Below are 17,340 nucleotides of genomic sequence, written 5' to 3' on the forward strand. Positions count from 1 at the left end.
GTCTTTAATTGAACAATCAAGTTCAGAAAAATCTGAAATGATTCAACTTTTACTCACAAACGATGGTTTCCGTGCGCTGACTATATCAAACCTTGCATCATCTGCCTATGGGCTAAGCTTATGTTTCTTGTGTAAAGCATAACCTAAGTGATCAGTTTTTAATCAATTTTAGTATTTTTTGGGTCATAGTAACTGTATGAATTCTACGCAACAATGGCAAAACGTCACTTGGTTTGAAGTGGATGAACATCAAGATGGACAACGCATCGATAATTTCCTGTTTAGTCGTCTGAAAGGTGTGCCAAAAAGCCGTATCTATCGTCTGATTCGTGAAGGCCAGGTTCGCGTTAATAAAAAACGCATTAAAGCAGAAACCAAACTCGCAATCGGTGACCAGATTCGCGTTGCGCCGATTCGCTATGAACAAAAAGATGAATCTGCTGCACCTGTTTCTGACAAAGTGGCACAAGGCTTATTGGCCCGTGTGATTTATGAAGATGAAGGTTTGATGGTCGTGAATAAACCTTCCGGGATTGCTGTGCATGGTGGTAGCGGTGTGGCCTATGGCCTGATTGAGGGCTTGCGTGCCGCAACCGGTAAAAAGTATCTGGAACTGATTCACCGGATTGACCGTGATACTTCCGGTCTGGTGATGATTTCCAAAAAGCGTAGCGTGTTGAAAACATTACAAGATATGTTGCGTGAACATAAAATCAAAAAAACCTATGCCGCTGTAGTAAAAGGGCAGGTCAGTCTGGATAAACAGCTGATTGATGCACCTTTACATCGTTACGAGCTGGCCAATGGTGAACGTCGTGTCTGCGTGTCCCCGAAAGAAGGTAAAGAGTCTAAAACCCAGTGGAATGTGCAGGAACGTTTTATGCATGCCACACTGGTGTATGCATCTCCGCTTTCTGGTCGTACCCATCAGATTCGTGTTCATGGTTTGAGTATTGGTCATCCGCTAGTAGGCGATGAAAAGTATGGTCATGAAACAGAATATCGTGGGCCAAAACCACGCCGTTTGTGTTTACATGCAATGCGTCTGGACATTCCGGGCTATCCAGCAATTGAAGCACCATTGCCAGAAGATATGCAGAGTCTGGTGGCGCAGTTAAGAGCGCAGAAAGCGGATAAACCGGCTGCCCAATAAGGACTTATTTTTTCTTTTAATAAATTTAATCCACCCTCACCCTCCTTTGAAAAAGGAGGGAATTCCCCTATTTCTTAAAGATGAGGAACATTGTTCCGCAAGAGGGGAGATTAAATTTCGAAAGAATCCTCTCCCTAAGCAGCACTGCTGAGCAAGTCTCCTTCTTGCACGTCGTTTAAAGCAGTGCTTTAAACTCGTTCAGGAGAGGGAACGTTACTTATTAAATAGTAATGTTGAATTAAAACTTCATTGATAATTCGACTTTATTGGTTCTTTTATTAAAGTCATTTGCTTAAGAATGAAAAATTCCTTCTCCTTGTAGGAGAGGGCTTCAAGACTGAATCAAATCTAGGAAATCTTTTATGAACTCACCTGTAAAATTGGTCATTTTCGATTGGGATGGCACTTTATTTGATTCAGTCGGTCAAATCGTAGCGAGTTTGCAGTTTGCCGCACAGCAATTTCAGCAGCCGTTAACGGATGCAGATGCGAAAAGTATTATTGGACTGGGTTTACCTGAAGTTGCACAGCGTTTATTCCCGACAGTACCAGAATTACATACGGATATTTTGCAGGCTTATTCCGATCATTATGTTGCCAACTCATCAGGAGATTCCTGGTTTGAAGGCGTAGCGCACATGCTCGCAGATTTACAGCAGCAAGGCGTGAAGCTGGCAGTAGCCACAGGGAAAAGCCGTAAAGGTCTGGATCGTGTATTAAAACAGACGAACAGTGAAGAGCTGTTTGTGAGTACGCGCGCAGCCAGCGAAACCCATTCTAAACCTCATCCACTCATGTTAGAAGAAATTCTGGCGGAAACCGGTGTGCAGGCTGAACATGCGATTATGGTCGGTGATACGTCTTATGATCTGGAAATGGCGCAAAATATTGCCATGCCAAGCGTTGGGGTAAGTTATGGTGTGCATGAACCTGAACTTTTAGCACAATTTAATCCAGTCTGTATCGTGGATGATGTGGCTGCTTTGCATAGCGCTTTGTTGGCTAAAGTCCAATGGAAACAAGCAGTTTAATCCAGTATCTTGGTTGTAATGAAAAACAAGCAGTTCCCCGGTTTAAATTGGCTGGGGAATGCTGCAGATTTAAGCGCTGGTTCTTATCTTTTAGTCTAAAGTCGTAATTGTACTGATTTTATTCGGTCATATTATGGTAGTTATTTTGCTAAATAGCGATGTGTTTTAAATAATAAGATTTTGTTTTATTTAAATTTTTATGAATTCTCCTTATAGATAATAGCTATAGCAAAAAATAAAATAACTATTGGCATAAAAGCCGGATTTTTCCCATCCTAAAACTGTTTATTCCTATGCTCGATCTGAGAAAGGCAGTCCATGCGGATGATCAGCCTGATCATTTTCATATTTTCTGTCCCTCTTAGATCCCGGCATAAGCCTAATTTTTGCAGTTTAAGGAAACATTGATGTCGAATTCTGCTGTTGTTGAATCAGTTGCACAAGCACTTCGTAGCGCTGAATTATCACAAACTGCGATTGCACCGATTCGCCCGGAACTTGGCGGTGAAAGTGCTGACGTAGATATCGCCTATGCCGTTCAGGAAGTGAATACCGAGCGTGCTTTGTCTGAAGGTCGCCGTCTGGTGGGTCGTAAAATTGGTTTGACGTCTAAAGTCGTTCAAGCGCAACTGGGTGTAGATCAGCCGGATTTCGGTATGTTATTTGCCGACATGGCCTATGGCGATGGTGAAGCAATTCCAGCTGGCCTTCTGATTCAGCCGAAAGTTGAAGCAGAAATCGCATTGGTGATTAACCAGGATTTAACCAAAGAAAAACACACGTATGCAGACATTATCAGCGCAACTGATTATGCACTGCCTGCAATTGAAGTGGTCGATAGCCGTATCGAAAACTGGAAAATCAGCCTGATTGATACTGTGGCGGATAACGCATCTTCTGCTGCATTTGTCTTGGGTTCTCAGCCGGTTAAGTTAGAAAAACTTGATCTGGTGAACTGCAAGATGGTGATGACGCGCGGTGAGGAAGTCGTTTCTCAAGGCGTGGGTAAAGCATGTCTTGCAAACCCACTCAATGCTGCGGTTTGGCTTGCAGATGAAATGGTGCGTCGTGGCCGTCCATTGTTGGCAGGTGACATCATCTTGACGGGCGCTTTAGGTCCAATGGTTGTGGCGCAACCAGGTGATGAATTCAAAGTTGAAATTGAAGGCTTCGGTTCAGTAACCGCTGCATTCGCTGCTGAATAATCAAGATTCCAAGAGAGTACATTCATGAAAAAGATTAAATGTGCAATGATCGGTCCAGGGAATATTGGTACTGATTTGCTTTATAAATTACAACGCAGCGAATGGTTAGAGCCTGTTTGGATGGTGGGGATTGACCCGACTTCTGAAGGTCTGGCGCGTGCTGCAAAAATGGGTTTAAAAACCACAGCTGAAGGTGTCGATGGTCTGCTTCCTCATATTCTTGAAGATGACATCAAAATTGCATTCGACGCAACTTCTGCCTATGTCCATGCTGAAAACAGCCGCAAGCTCAATGAACTTGGCGTGCTCATGATTGACTTAACGCCTGCTGCGATTGGTCCATTTTGTGTACCACCAGTCAACCTTGAAGCATTGCTACAAGCGGGCGAAGTGCCTAACGTGAACATGGTGACTTGTGGTGGTCAGGCAACGATTCCGATGGTGGCTGCAGTTTCTCGCGTTCAACCAGTTGAATATGGTGAGATCATTGCAACTGTATCGACCAAATCTGTAGGTCCTGGTACGCGTAAAAACATCGACGAATTCACACGTACCACTGCGGGTGCAATTGAGAAAGTCGGCGGCGCGAAACAGGGTAAAGCGATCATCATCATTAACCCGGCTGAGCCACCTTTAATGATGCGTGACACAGTACATTGCTTGGTTGAAGGCGAGCCGGATCAGGCAGCGATCACTGAATCTGTACATGCCATGATCAAGGAAGTTCAAAAATACGTACCAGGTTACAAGCTTGTAAATGGTCCGGTATTTGATGGCAACCGTGTATCAATTTACTTGGAAGTTGAAGGTCTGGGTGACTTCCTGCCGAAATACGCAGGCAACCTGGATATTATGACTGCAGCAGCTGCACGTACTGCAGAAATGTTCGCAGAACATGTGTTCAACATCGCTGAAGCTTAAAGGAATACCAAAATGTCTAAGATTATTGTTCATGATATGACTTTGCGTGATGGTATGCACCCGCAGCGCCATCAAACGACTGTTGAGCAAATGATTGCAATTTCAACCGCACTTGATGATGCAGGCGTACCTTTAATTGAAGTAACGCACGGTGACGGCCTGGGCGGTTCATCAGTGAACTACGGTTTTGCTGCTGCAACAGATGAAGAATATTTGTCTGCTGTTGTGCCACGTATGAAAAATGCAAAAATTTCTGCATTGCTTCTTCCTGGTATCGGTACGGTTGACCATTTGAAAATGGCACATGAAATTGGTGTCTCTACCATTCGTGTGGCGACGCATTGTACTGAAGCGGATTGTTCTGAGCAGCACATCACCGCTGCACGTAAACTAGAAATGGACACCGTCGGTTTCTTAATGTTGGCGCATATGGCATCTCCTGAAAAATTGCTTGAAGAAGCAAACAAGATGGTGTCTTACGGTGCAAACTGTATTTACGTGACAGATTCAGCGGGTTATATGCTTCCGCAGGACGTGATCGACCGTGTGGGTCACTTACGTCAACACTTGGATTCAAGCATTGAGCTTGGTTTCCACGGTCACCACAACTTAGGCATGGGTGTATCGAATACTGTTGCTGCGGTTCAAGCAGGTGCGGTACGTGTTGATTTGGCGTCTGCAGGTTTAGGTGCTGGTGCGGGTAATACACCACTCGAATTGTTTATCGCTGTGGCAAACCGTATGGGTATGGACACTGGTGTTGACTTGTTTAAAGTACAAGACGTTGCTGAAGATCTGGTGATTCCAATGATGCACAACCCGATCCGTGCCGACCGTGATGCGGCAACTTTAGGTTATGCCGGTGTTTACTCTTCATTCCTGTTGTTTGCTAAACGCGCTGAAGCGAAATATGGCGTATCTGCGCGTGAAATCCTGATGGAACTTGGTCGCCGTGGTACGGTTGGTGGTCAGGAAGACATGATTGAAGACCTGGCATTAACCATGTCTAAAGCGCGTGAGTTACAAGCTTAATTTTTAATGCAATCGTATTAAAATAAGGCTAATAAAAAAGCATCCAAAGTGGATGCTTTTTTATTATGAAGTAGATTTAATAATATATTAAAACTCTGATCTCAGATATTTTAGTTATAGTGCTATGTGAAGATTATTTCAGTTTAATTTTTTCCTTAAACATAAAAACGATAAATAAAAAATATTATCTTAAAGTTTTTAAAAAAATTGCGCTTATTAATATAGGAAACAGAAATTTGAATTAAATATCTGGTCAAATTTTTATTTTCATTAATCGGTTTAAAATCTAAGAGATTGAGTGCTTAAATCTGGGCCCGGAATATGCAGAGCTAAAAGAGCAAAAGTTTAATACTGTGGTCGGATTTTTTATTTAAACCGACTTGCGCATGATGGCTGCATGGATTTTATCAGCTGAATGGGGAACTCATCATGCGTCGTCACAATTTATGGATTGCAATGCTTGCTGCGACAGCAACTTTAGGGACAACTGCAACGAATGCAGACTTTATTGACGACAGCAATGTTCAACTCAAATTTAAAAACTTTTATCTAGACCGTCAGTATCAAGATGACTATTCATCACGTAACTGGGGTTCTTGGTCACAAGGGGTGACTCTGGATGCCAAGTCCGGTTATCACGATATCGGTGGTGGTGTGCAGGTTGGTGCTGATGTACTGGTGCAACATGCAGTCAAACTCAACGGCCATGATAAAAATCCGGACTGGGTTTTACCGCACGATGGCAAAGAATCAAAAGATCATTTCGGTAAAGTCGGCGCGACCTTAAAAGCCAAAGTTTCACAAACTGAGCTGAAAGTCGGCGAGTTATTGCCTGTATCTCCAGTCTTGGTATTCGATCCATCCCGTCAGTTATTAACGACTTATAGTGGCGCTTGGTTAGAGTCTAAAGACCTTAAGGATACCAAGTTAACTCTGGCGTATATTGATGGTATTAACAACCGTTATGACAACCAGTTCCGTGACTTAACTAAATTTGCTCCACCAAGTTTCTATGATACGGGTGCTGAAGCTGATGGCATGTGGATTGCGGGTGTAGACCACCAACTCACTAAAGAAGTAGGTGCGAGCTACTGGTATGCCGATGTTCAAGACATTTATCAACAGCATTATCTAGGTGTCAATTACAAAACTGCGCTCGGTGAAAAAACCAAATTAGATAGCCACATTCGTTACTTCGATAACTCGGAGTCAGGTGACAAGCTGTATGGTGAGATCGATAACCAGGCATTATCTGTCGCTGCAAAAGTGAATCATGGTGCACATAGCGTAGGTGTGGGTTACCAGCAAATGTTTGGTAATAGCCCATTCCCGACATTGGGTGGCTGGGTGCCACAGCCTTATCTGGCGAACTGGGGGGTAGCGACCTTTACCGCGCCTGAAGAAAAGTCATGGAATGTTGCTTATGGCTATGATTTCTCTGAAATGGGTGCAAAAGGCTTAAATGTAACAGCAGTATATTTCAAAGGTTATGATCAGAAAGGTACTGGGGCGTATCAAGGTCAGAACTTCAATACGGATGAAGTGAATGCCATCGTGAACTACACTGTGCCAGAAGGTAAATTAAAAGGTTTGGGTGTACAGGCGATGTATATTGATGTGAATTTTGCCAATCCAGCAAAACCAGACCTGCAAGAATACCGTGTCGCCACCACTTATACGCATAAATTCTAATACGCGTATATTTTAAAAGCAGTCAGTCTTCTGGCTGCTTTTTGGTTTAAGAATGCAGTTAAAGCCTTAGTTTATGTAGGGTTTAATTTATAAAAAAATATATAAAACAAATACTTAAATTATATCTATTTTGTTGGGTGCAATCGTAATTTTGTATCAGTTTGCTGCGGTTGAGCGGTTAATATAAGGGTGTACACAAGTCATTTTAATGAGTCAACTTGACGTCGAATTCTTGAAAATAGAGGGACACGCAAGCGAAAGACTGTAAGAGGAAGCAATATGAGCACTGTTCAAATCCCTGACTATCAAACAGATCCATTCTTTGGCTTAGAAGACAAATGGATTGAAACTGCTGAAGGCGAGTTGACCCATTACCACGAAATTGGTGAAGGTACGCCTATTCTATTTTTACACGGTTCAGGTACAGGTGTATCGGCAGCGGCAAACTGGTGGTTAAACCTGCCACAAATTGGTGAGCAAGCGCGTTGTATCGCGATTGATACCATTGGTTATGGCCAAACTGTGGTTGCACCGGGTACTGAATATGGTATCCGTGCCTGGGTAGATCATGCGATCCGTACGCTAGATGCTTTGGGTATCGAAAAAACCTGGTTGGTCGGTAACTCTCTGGGTGGCTGGTTAGCATTCCAGATGGCATTGGATTATCCAGATCGTATTTTGGGTATCGTGTCTATGGGTACGGGCGGTGCGAAACAGACAGCTGCACTTAAAGCTCACGCAAACCCAGTTCTTACAGAAGAAGGAATCAAGAAAACCCTTTCTATGTTTGTCGTAAACAAAGACCTGATTACTGATGAACTGGTAAAAGTACGTTTTGCTTCTGCTGCAAATGACTATGCATCAAATCGTTTAATGGATGTGGTTGGCGCACGTGACCGTGACCGTTTCGAATTCCCATTAGACTTCGAAAAAATGAAAGACATTACTGTGCCTGTACTATTGATTCATGGTACGCAAGACGTGGTGATTCCGGTTTCTCGTACTTGGGACATCCTGAACATCGTGCCAAATGCTGATGCACATATCTTCAGCCAATGCGGTCACTGGTCTCAAGTTGAAAAAGCAGATGAGTTCAACACTGTGATCAAAAACTACCTGGCTGTACACGGCGTAAAATAAGTTTGATACAGTTTTAAAAAAGGATGGCTTTGGTCATCCTTTTTTATATCGGAAATATTTAAGGTAGCGCACCTAAGTAAGTTTGATTCTCATTTATTTGAATAAATATAAAAATCTAATAATTTTTATAGGTTCGAGCTATTTAAACTGAGAAAAATCCGAATGAAACTTTATTAGACTTAAGTGGTAAATGCAGTACATTTAGAGCTAAAAATACACAATTTGGGTCAAGGGCAAGTGACAAATTTAAGCGCCAGAAATAGATTCTTTATTATAAAATAGAATTAAAAATGGATTCTTAAGCATAAAATAATAAAACAAAAAAAGCACATGCCTATCATAAGTTGAATGGCATATGCCTAATGCAGGGAAGAAATAGGATTAATTTTGTTCGCTACGGTTAATATCCAGATAGAACACACGGGTCAAAAGCTCAAGAAATTTGCTCACGACATAGGATTTGTTGTTTTTATGGTAGCTGACATACAGGTCTAAATAGGGCAACTCCACGTCCAGCGGACGAATCACGGTATTATCCATGGTTAGTGGTGCAATATAGCCAGGCAAAATGGTACAGCCTAGGCCCATTCCGATCGAGTTGATATTAAATAAAATATTATCGGCCTTTTGCACGATATTGAGTTCAATGCCGTTGGCTTTGGCAAAGTCCAGAATAGCCTGGTTCAGGGTCAAGGACTGCTCTGCTGATGGAATAATAAAATCAATACCATTCAATGCTTTAACAGGAATTCTTTCGTATTTTGCTAAGGGGTGATCTTTAGGCAGGAGAAAAATCAGCGGTTCACGAATCACGAACTGGCTTTCAATTTCATCACTATTGAAATTATGACGGGTAAATGTCAGATCTAGATCACCTTTTTTTAACAAACGCATCTGCTCATTGTTGTTCAGGCTGAGCAGTTCAATTTTTAAATCTGGGTTCTGTACACGTAGATTTGGCAAGATATAGGGGAAGATTTTCATCTCGGCTACCGGTACAAAACCGATACGGAGCATTTGCTGTTTGGCCTGTGACACCTGACGTGCCATGGCAACGGCTTTGTCCGCCTGTGCAAGGGTGAGACGGGCCTGTTCCAGGAATACGGCGCCTTCTTCGGTCAGCTCTACTTTACGTTTGGTCCGGTTGAGTAGCTTTACCCCGACATCTTCTTCCAGGTCTTTGATTTGCTGGCTAAGTGAGGGTTGAGCCGTATAAAGTTTAAGTGCTGCCTTACTAAAATTGAGCTCTTCAGCAACGGTGATAAAGTAGCGAAGGTGTCGTAATTCCATGTCATCAACCCAAAGAGTAATCCAAAAAATGTCTTACTATAATTTCCTCAAAGTATAATCTATAAACAACTATGTCGTGAAGATTATTTTCCCATTCATAAACTAAATGCTCTGGCGGGATTAATAGATGTTTTAATATAAAAATTCACGTGCTTAATAATTGTTTTAAGCTCTTAATTGAAACAAAAAAAATATTTCCCGAAAAACGCTGTCAAATCCATCATCGTTGAAAAGTTGAGTCTATTACTTTGTGCCAAAGATAGGTCACAGGAGAGCTTTTCATGAGTGGAAAAATTGATGTGCGCGAAATCGATGCTTTAGTCGATGCACAAAATGGACGTATTACGCCATCTATTTATACAGATCCTGACATTTACGAATTAGAACTCGAACGTGTTTTCGGTCGTACTTGGTTATTCCTTTGCCATGAAAGCCAAATTCCTAAGGCTGGTGATTTCTTCAATACCTACATGGGTGAAGATCCAATCATTGTGGCACATCAAAAAGACGGCTCAATCAAAGCATTTTTAAACCAGTGCCGTCACCGTTCTATGCGTGTGAGCTTCGCTGACTGTGGTAATACCCGTGCATTTACTTGCCCATACCACGGCTGGTCATATGGCATTGACGGTTCTTTAAAAGATATCCCGCTTGAAGATCGTGCTTACCCGCATGGTGCATGTAAAGAGCAATGGGGTCTGGTTGAAGTGAATCGTGTGAAGTCTTACAAAGGCTTGGTATTCGCTTGTTGGGATGAAACCACACCTGATCTAGAAGAATACATGGGCGATATCGCTTGGTATTTAGATGGCGTTGTTGACCGTCGTCCAGGTGGTACTGAAATCATTGGTGGTGTACACAAGTGGGAAATCGAGTGTAACTGGAAATTTGCAGCGGAACAGTTTGCATCTGACCAATATCACGCCTTGTTCTCTCACGCTTCTGCGATCCAAGTATTGGGCGCGAAACCAGACGACGAATCTTCTAAGAAATTAGGTGCTGCACAAACGGCTCGTCCAGTTTGGGAAACTGCCAAAGACGCGATCCAGTACGGTTCACGTGGTCATGGTTCAGGCTTCTTCTTCACAGAGAAACCAGACGCAAACGTATGGGTTGACGGTGAAGTTGCCAACTACTTCCGTGAAACTTACGACGAAGTTAAAGAGCGCCTAGGCGAGACTCGTGCACTGCGTCTTGCAGGTCACAACACCATGTTCCCAACTTTGTCTTGGTTGAACGGTACTGCAACACTTCGCGTATGGCATCCACGTGGTCCAAACAAAACCGAAGTATGGGCATTCTGTATTGCGGATGCTGAAGCATCTCAAGAAGTGAAAGAAGCATTTGAACGTTCTGCAACGCGTGCCTTTGGTCCAGCCGGTTTCCTCGAGCAAGATGACTCTGAGAACTGGATTGAAATTCAAAAAGTTTTACGTGGTTATAAAGCGCGTCAAAACAAACTCATTATGGAAATGGGTAAAGGCAACGAAAAAGTACGTGAAGATGGTATCCCGGGTATCACCAACTACATTTTCTCTGAAACTGCAGCACGTGGTATGTACCGCCGCTGGGCAGATTTATTGATCCATGAAAAATGGGAAGACGTGGAAAAAGCAGCTGACGAATATGAGAAGGAGCTTATGAAATGAGTCAAATCAGCTTAGAACTTCATCACCAAATTAGTCAGTTCCTGTATCGCGAAGCAAAATTGCTAGACGATTGGAAATTCCGCGAGTGGTTAGACACGTTAGCTGAAGATATTTCTTACACGCTACGTACCACACCAAACGCACAAACCCGTGACCGTCGTCGTTCAGTTGAACCACCTACCACTTGGGTGTTCAACGATTCGAAAGACCTTTTAGAGCGTCGTGTAGCGCGTCTGGAAACCGGTATGGCTTGGGCTGAAGAGCCTCCATCACGTACCACCCACATGGTGAGCAACGTGATCGTAGAGCCAACTGAAGTTGAAGGCGAATACGACGTGTACGTAACCTATTTGCTATATCGTACGCAAAAAGAGAAAGACATTGTCATTTACTGCGGTAAACGCCATGACAAGATCCGTAAAGTTGAAGGCGGCCTCGACTTCCAGATCTTCAACCGTAAGATCACGCTTGATCAAGCGACATATAGCTCACATAACCTGAGTGTGTTCTTCTAATGAATAAGATTTTTGTTTGCCAAGTTGACGAATTAGACGAAGGCGAAGCGTTAAAAGTAGATTGTGGCGTAAACGGTATCGAAGCGCTGGCTGTATTTAACAATGGCGGTGGTGAATTTTTCGCCATGAACGACCGTTGTTCACATGGTAATGCGTCTATGTCTGAAGGTTATCTTGAAGACGACGGTACAGTGGAATGCCCGCTTCATGCTGCCCGTTTCTGTTTGAAAACCGGTGAAGCACTTTGCTTGCCGGCAACTGATCCAATTCAAACATTCCCGGTGGTGGTTGAAGACGGCGCATTATATGTAGAGATGGCAGGAGAGTAATCATGGGTTGGCTACAAGGCGAAGTTGCACTGATCACGGGTGGTGGTTCGGGTTTAGGTTGGGCTTTGGTTGAGCGTTTCCTGGAAGAAGGTGCACAAGTCGCTGTTCTTCAACGTTCAAAAGCGAAAGTGGATGCCTTGAACGAACACTTCGGTGATAAAGTTCTTGCGATTGAAGGTGATGTAGCCAGCTATGCAGACAATGTCCGTGCTGTTCAAGCCACCGTTGAGCGTTTTGGTAAGCTGGACTGTTTCGTTGGTAATGCCGGTATTTGGGATCACTATGCCGATATCGTCAATACCTCTGGTGAGCAACTAGAAAAAGCCTTTGACGAGATTATGGGCATCAATACCAAATCTCTGATCTTCGGTGCGAAGGCTGCACTGGATGCATTGATCGCTTCTGAAGGTTCTATCATATTTACTTTGTCTAATTCGGCACTGTACTCCGCTGGCGGAGGCCCTGTATATACTGCATCTAAGCATGCGGGTGTCGGGGTTATGAAAGAACTGGCTTACGAGCTTGCGCCTAAAGTACGAGTGAACGCTGTTGCACCGTCAGGTATGAATGTGAATATCAAAGGTGCGGCATCGCTGGGTCAGGAAAATGTGGGCCTGCTCGATGCACGTGATCCTGAGAAAATTGCACGTGGCATGCCACTGAATTTCTTGCCTGAACCGGAAGATATGACCGGTTCATACGTGCTGTTGGCATCTCGTCAAAACAACCGTCCTTTGACTGGTGTTCTGATCAATGCAGAATGCGGTCTGGGTATTCGTGGCCTACGTCAGCCACGTGCAGGTTTCTTTGACGAATAAACATCTAGTCTCATTCAAATGGACTTACCGGCAGCCTCTTCTCTCAGGGCTGCTTTCCTTCTAGGAGTCTCTCATGGCCGTTAAACTTATTTGTGCATCGCACAGTCCTTTAATGGAATTTGCTTCACCTCAAGATCAATCAAAAAAGCAAAAAGTTCGTGCTGCTTTTGAAAAACTCTCTGCTGAAGTAAAAGCTTACGACCCAACCCTGATCATCACTTTTGGTCCAGATCATTTTAATGGTTTCTTCTATGACCTGATGCCAAGTTTCTGCGTCGGTATTCGTGCCAAAGCTGCAGGTGACTGGGATTATGGCAAGGACAATGACCATATTGATGTACCTGAAGACAAGGCATTAGATCTGGTTCGACGTGTACTGGATGAAGGCGTGGATGTTGCCTACTCATACCGTATGCAGGCTGACCATGGCGTGACTCAGCCCTTACATTTCCTGTGTGAAGGCAAACTTGACCGTTATCCAACGATTCCAATTTTTATTAATGGCGCTGCTGCACCTATGCCAACCACCAAGCGTACCATCGCTTTGGGCCGTGCTGTGGGTCAATACATCAAGTCTTTAAACCTTGAAAACGAGCGTGTGCTTGTTTTAGGTACCGGTGGTCTGTCACATGATCCACCTACACCGCAAATGGGTGCAGTACCGCCAGAAGTGGAAGAGTTCCTGATTGCAGGCCGTTATCCAACGCCTGAAGCACGTCATGCACGTCAATCCAAAATTATTGCAGTGGGTCAAAAGCTGGCAGCAGGGGATACGTCAGTTGCCGTGCCTCTGAATGCTGAATGGGATATTGCCCTGCTAGAAACCTTCAAGAACGCTGATTTTGCAACATTAGAAGCGATGACTGAAGCTGAAATCCGCCGTGATGGTGGTCGTGGTGGTCAGGAAGTCCGTTCTTGGATGGCTGCCTTCGCTGCCTTAAGCGAAATGGGTGAGTATGAAATGACCACGCATTGCTATGAAGACATCAGCGAATGGATTGCCGGCTTCGGTATCGTATCTGCAGAGTTAAAAGGTTAAGAAAATGAGCAACGTAAACAACATCGTGATCGTGGGTGCTGGCCAGGCAGGTGCGAGCGCAATTTTAGAACTTCGTGGCAACAAGTATGAAGGCAAAATCACTTTAATTGGTGATGAAAGCCATCTTCCTTATGAGCGTCCACCGTTGTCTAAAGATGTGATTCTAAAACCTGAAGAGACCAAGATCGAAATCCTGTCAGAACAGAAACTGGCAGATTTAGGGGTGGAAACAATTCGCGGTAATGGCGTGATGAAAATCAATGCCGAAGCGAAAACGGTTGAACTCCTGAACGGTGATGTTGTTGCTTACGACAAACTCTTGCTTGCAACAGGTGGCGCCGCGCGCCGTTTGCCTAATTTCGATGCTTTGGGCAAACACGTTTATACCCTGCGTAACCTGGAAGATTCACAAGCGCTGGTGCCTGTGCTTCAAGCCGGTCGACGTATCATCCTGATTGGTGGTGGCGTGATTGGTCTTGAGCTGGCATCTTCAGCACGTTACAAAGACTGTCAGGTGACTGTGATCGAAATGGGTCCAATGGTCATGGGCCGTTGTTCACCACAAATCCTGAGCGAATTCCTGCTGGAACAGCATCGTCAAAACCAGGTTGATGTGCGTCTTGAAACCAAGATTGCAGATTGCCGTTTAGATGGTGAAGAAGTCGTGGTAACGCTGGAAGGCGGTGAAGAGCTTCGTGCTGATGCTGTAGTTTACGGAATCGGGATCGTGCCAAATGCACAGCTTGCAGTAGATGCAGGTCTGGACGTTGATGTTGCGATTAAAGTCAATGAACATTGCCAAACCTCGAATGCTGACATTTATGCAGCAGGCGATGTTGCGACTCAGTTGCGTGACTGTGGCAATCACCGCCGCGTGGAAACCTGGGAAAATGCCAACCTTCAGGCAGGTATCTTTGCGCGTCACGTGATGGGGGTGGAACATCCGAAAGCCAATCCGGCCTGGTTCTGGACGGATCAGCTGAATATCAATTTCCAGTTTGTCGGCGATATGGCCGCAGCTGAATGGCATATCCGTGGTGAAATGGATGCAGCCAAAGGTGCAGACAATTCATTCGTGATGTATGGTGTGACAGATGGTCAGATCGTTGGCGGGATTACCGTGAATGCAGCCAAAGAAATGCGTCATTTGAAAAAAATGATCAGCAAAAATACGGCGTTTGATGTTGAAAAACATTTGGATATCGCGCAAGACTTACGCAAAATTGCTTAAGTTGTATTGAGATATCTTTGGACAGACCTATGTTTTGCATAGGTCTGTTTTTTATGCACGAAACTTGATGAATTTATCAAAAATTAAAACTTCATCTCAGCATGAATTCGCTATACGCTATTTTTGAAGTTGCTGATCCAGAACTTCTTGGTCTCGTTTAGGAGACGTATGAGTTCTTCATCTTCATTGCCGGTCACGGCAAGTATTTACGCTTTATTGGTGCTGATCTGGGCGACAACGCCACTGGCGATTGTCTGGAGCGTGGCCGAGATTCACCCGATGTGGGTGCTGATCATTCGCTATTTTGGTGCCTCGATTATTGCGTTGTTCCTGTTGAAAATCATGCGCGATCCGCTGCCTTTTGACCGCACTTCAATGAAAAGTTATCTGGCAGGCAGTTTGAATTTAATTGGCGCGCAGCTGTTTATTTATCTGGCGGCCAATTATCTGACCTCAGGATTGATGGCACTGATTTTTGGTTTTTCACCGCTGATCGCCGATTTAATCGGACATATGATTTTAAAAACCCATAAATTGATCTGGCTGCAATGGCTCGGCATGGCAGTGGCCGTCGCTGGTTTGTGTTTTGTTTTCGCCGACTCGGCAGATAGCAAGATTAATCCTTGGGGTGTGGTACTGATGCTGATCAGTATGGTGTCTTATATCAGCTCAATCTTCTGGGTTAAACAGATTAGTGCACCCTTGAGTCCGATGTCGCAAGCGACGGGGTCATTGCTGGTCTCCGCGGCTGGTTCAGTCATTTTAGTGCCGTTTATCTGGCAACATATGCCGACTCAGTTGCCTAGCACACAGGCAATGATCGGTTTTGTATTTACCATGATCATGTCTTCGATTGTGGCAATGCTGTGTTATTTCTGGCTGATTCGCCGTCTAAATGCTTCGACCGTTTCATTGAGTAATGTGATGACGCCGGTGATCGCTCTGGTATTGGGAGCAACCTTAAATCATGAAATTATCAGCAGTCATGCTTTTGCGGGAATTGCTGTGGTGATGTTCGGGATCATCATGTATTTCTGGAAAGAGTGGCGCGAGCAGTATTTTTCCAAGCATTAAAACTGTAAAAACCAAAAGGGCGAAAGCCCTTTTATTATTTTAGTAGAGAGTAAAGTGATTCAACAACGTGAGAGATCACGACTAAGCAACAATTTGTAAAACAACTTTCAAAAATAAATGATTAAGATTTTGATACATAAATCATTCAAGCTTGCACAAGCTTATTTAGGACAGTGTCAGGATGTCTGAATCCAATAAAATCGTAGTCTATGCAGCCCTGTTTGGTAATCTGGCGATTGCGCTGGTGAAATTTGTTGCGTCCTATATAACCAATAGTTCTGCCATGTTCAGTGAGGCAATTCATTCCGTAGTAGATACCTTGAATGAAATTTTACTGTTATATGGCATGAAAAAATCAGAAAAACCGGCAAATGCCAAACATCCTTTTGGTTATGGGCGTGAACTGTATTTTTGGGCTTTTATTGTGGCATTGATGGTTTTTGCCTTGGGTGCGATCGTGTCCATCTATCAAGGGATACAGCATATTCTTCAGCCTGAAGTCATGCGGGACCCATTGATCAATTATATTGTGCTGGGTCTGGCGATTCTTTTTGAAGGATTTTCATGGTCAGTGGCTTTAAAAACCTTTCGTAAACAAAAGGGAAATCTGGGATATTTTGAAGCCTTTCGACACAGTAAAGATCCAACGACCTTTACCGTGTTATTTGAAGATACTGCCGCCCTGGTCGGCTTGGTGATTGCTCTGGTCGGTATCTTTCTGGCGCATCAACTGAATATTCCTGAATTGGACGGTGCCGCATCGATTTTAATTGGTATTGTTCTGGCGGTTTCTGCCTGGTTTCTGGCACGTGAAACCAAAGGTTTGTTACTGGGTGAAACGGCAGATCCAAAACTGCGTGAAGATGTATTGAACATTGCTCAACAGGATGCGGCAGTTTTTAGTGCTAATGGGGTATTGACTGAGCAGATGGGTGCTCAGCAAGTCATTGCATCATTGAGTCTGGAATTTAAAGATGATTTAACTTCTGATGAAATTGAAGCCTGTGTCAACCGGATCGAAGCGCAGATTAAACAGCTGCACCCGGAAATTATTGCTTTATTTGTGAAACCCCAAACCAAGGCCGTATGGCTGGAACGAACTCAAGGTCGTGTATAAAGATCTAAAAAACGCTTGAGGTTGGTATTTTGATCTCAACTTGCCTTTCTCGCACAATTGATGTGATGATACAGAGGTATGGCGAATTTCATCATAAAATCATC

At 43.9% G+C, this 17,340-nt stretch carries 16 protein-coding genes; 15 read left to right on the forward strand and 1 reads right to left on the reverse strand.

Translation table 11 applies throughout. The annotated features are described in order from the left end of the window. The first annotated feature begins 196 nt into the window (after positions 1-196). The 7 genes from AC1IR0_RS07020 (at position 197) to AC1IR0_RS07050 (ending at position 8,174) form a co-directional block, all read left to right on the forward strand. Positions 197-1,153: an RluA family pseudouridine synthase gene (locus AC1IR0_RS07020; RefSeq protein WP_004278531.1), complete on the forward strand. Its 957-nt coding sequence runs from the start codon at positions 197-199 to the stop codon at positions 1,151-1,153. Positions 1,154-1,515: 362 nt separating this feature from the next. Then, the gene (locus AC1IR0_RS07025) at positions 1,516-2,184 is read left to right on the forward strand and encodes an HAD-IA family hydrolase (RefSeq protein ID WP_005250564.1); all 669 of its coding nucleotides are present in this window, start codon (positions 1,516-1,518) and stop codon (positions 2,182-2,184) included. Positions 2,185-2,591: 407 nt separating this feature from the next. Continuing rightward, complete coding sequence (locus tag AC1IR0_RS07030) at positions 2,592-3,389, forward strand: 2-keto-4-pentenoate hydratase (protein WP_086044161.1); 798 nt, start codon at positions 2,592-2,594, stop codon at positions 3,387-3,389. Positions 3,390-3,413: 24 nt separating this feature from the next. After that, the gene (locus AC1IR0_RS07035; RefSeq protein ID WP_213686463.1) at positions 3,414-4,310 is read left to right on the forward strand and encodes an acetaldehyde dehydrogenase (acetylating); all 897 of its coding nucleotides are present in this window, start codon (positions 3,414-3,416) and stop codon (positions 4,308-4,310) included. Positions 4,311-4,322: 12 nt separating this feature from the next. Continuing rightward, positions 4,323-5,342 (forward strand): 4-hydroxy-2-oxovalerate aldolase, encoded by a 1,020-nt coding sequence (dmpG, locus tag AC1IR0_RS07040; RefSeq protein WP_005245890.1) that lies wholly within the window; start codon positions 4,323-4,325, stop codon positions 5,340-5,342. 429 nt (positions 5,343-5,771) lie between these two features. Beyond that, positions 5,772-7,034 (forward strand): OprD family outer membrane porin, encoded by a 1,263-nt coding sequence (locus AC1IR0_RS07045; protein ID WP_409651754.1) that lies wholly within the window; start codon positions 5,772-5,774, stop codon positions 7,032-7,034. A gap of 279 nt (positions 7,035-7,313) precedes the next feature. Then, positions 7,314-8,174 carry an alpha/beta fold hydrolase gene (locus AC1IR0_RS07050; RefSeq protein WP_004278523.1) on the forward strand — a complete coding sequence of 287 codons (861 nt, stop codon included), beginning with the start codon at positions 7,314-7,316 and terminating at the stop codon, positions 8,172-8,174. Positions 8,175-8,555: 381 nt separating this feature from the next. Here AC1IR0_RS07050 and hcaR read toward each other — a convergent pair whose 3' ends face one another. Continuing rightward, positions 8,556-9,464 (reverse strand): DNA-binding transcriptional regulator HcaR, encoded by a 909-nt coding sequence (gene hcaR / locus AC1IR0_RS07055; protein ID WP_044111817.1) that lies wholly within the window; start codon positions 9,462-9,464, stop codon positions 8,556-8,558. A gap of 281 nt (positions 9,465-9,745) precedes the next feature. Between hcaR and hcaE the strand changes: the two genes are divergently transcribed. The 8 genes from hcaE (at position 9,746) to AC1IR0_RS07095 (ending at position 17,236) form a co-directional block, all read left to right on the forward strand. Then, a complete protein-coding gene (gene hcaE, locus AC1IR0_RS07060) occupies positions 9,746-11,113 on the forward strand; it encodes a 3-phenylpropionate/cinnamic acid dioxygenase subunit alpha (protein WP_409651761.1) in 1,368 nt (455 codons plus the stop codon). Next, positions 11,110-11,628, forward strand: coding sequence for a 3-phenylpropionate/cinnamic acid dioxygenase subunit beta (hcaF, locus tag AC1IR0_RS07065; RefSeq protein ID WP_129716852.1), 519 nt, complete (start codon positions 11,110-11,112; stop codon positions 11,626-11,628). The genes hcaE and hcaF overlap by 4 nt, the downstream gene beginning before the upstream one ends. Beyond that, a complete protein-coding gene (hcaC, locus tag AC1IR0_RS07070) occupies positions 11,628-11,957 on the forward strand; it encodes a 3-phenylpropionate/cinnamic acid dioxygenase ferredoxin subunit (RefSeq protein WP_129716850.1) in 330 nt (109 codons plus the stop codon). Before hcaF ends, hcaC begins: the two co-directional genes overlap by 1 nt. Before the next feature lie 2 nt (positions 11,958-11,959). Continuing rightward, a complete protein-coding gene (gene hcaB, locus AC1IR0_RS07075) occupies positions 11,960-12,775 on the forward strand; it encodes a 3-phenylpropionate-dihydrodiol/cinnamic acid-dihydrodiol dehydrogenase (protein ID WP_409651766.1) in 816 nt (271 codons plus the stop codon). Positions 12,776-12,848: 73 nt separating this feature from the next. Then, entirely contained in the window at positions 12,849-13,814 is a 966-nt protein-coding gene (locus AC1IR0_RS07080; protein ID WP_005245895.1) for a 3-carboxyethylcatechol 2,3-dioxygenase, read from the forward strand. A gap of 4 nt (positions 13,815-13,818) precedes the next feature. Beyond that, complete coding sequence (hcaD, locus tag AC1IR0_RS07085) at positions 13,819-15,045, forward strand: 3-phenylpropionate/cinnamic acid dioxygenase ferredoxin--NAD(+) reductase subunit (RefSeq protein ID WP_409651769.1); 1,227 nt, start codon at positions 13,819-13,821, stop codon at positions 15,043-15,045. Positions 15,046-15,213: 168 nt separating this feature from the next. Continuing rightward, the gene (locus AC1IR0_RS07090) at positions 15,214-16,119 is read left to right on the forward strand and encodes a DMT family transporter (protein WP_409651772.1); all 906 of its coding nucleotides are present in this window, start codon (positions 15,214-15,216) and stop codon (positions 16,117-16,119) included. 181 nt (positions 16,120-16,300) lie between these two features. Beyond that, complete coding sequence (locus AC1IR0_RS07095; protein WP_044111824.1) at positions 16,301-17,236, forward strand: cation diffusion facilitator family transporter; 936 nt, start codon at positions 16,301-16,303, stop codon at positions 17,234-17,236. Positions 17,237-17,340: the final 104 nt, after the last annotated feature.

It is taken from the genome of Acinetobacter sp. 129952 (assembly GCF_056642055.1).